Source organism: Wenzhouxiangella sp. YN1 (assembly GCF_056324145.1).
In genome coordinates this window covers 1-416 of sequence record NZ_JBJNIO010000153.1, presented here as the reverse complement: position 1 = coordinate 416, position 416 = coordinate 1, and the positions used below count along the sequence as shown (strand labels likewise).

Below are 416 nucleotides of genomic sequence, written 5' to 3'. Positions count from 1 at the left end.
AAGCCTCAAAAATGCCAAATCCTGGCGAATCAATGCCATCCAGACCCACCATCGAGCCGAACCTGCAAGCTGGGTGACCAAAATCCATCAAAGCCGGCTTGACTCAGCGTGAAAGAGGCAGTCTGATGAATAAGCTGGGCTAAAGCAGGTGTTGGCTCTGATCCTAATAAGCAGCCAGCAACGCCCACGCTAGGCTGGCCAACGGAAAATTCCCAAGGGAGATCCAGGACACCGTGCACTCCCGTAATAACCGCGACACCTTCGATCTGTTCTGTGAAACCGGGCTGTTCAATACCGAAACCGGCGGCCGGCTGGCGCGCGAAATCCTGGAAGTCGGCTCAAGCCGTCCGATTCAGGAATCCTGGCTGGCTTTCAGGGGTCGCGAACCGGCGCTGGAGCCGTTGCTGGCTTCTTAC

Annotated in this window: 1 protein-coding gene; it reads left to right on the top strand. The window is 56.5% G+C overall.

All coding sequences use genetic code 11. From position 1 onward, the window contains the following. Positions 1-233: 233 nt before the first annotated feature. A partial coding sequence (locus ACEWQZ_RS09880) for a hypothetical protein (protein ID WP_476482926.1) occupies positions 234-416 on the top strand: 183 nt, incomplete at its 3' end.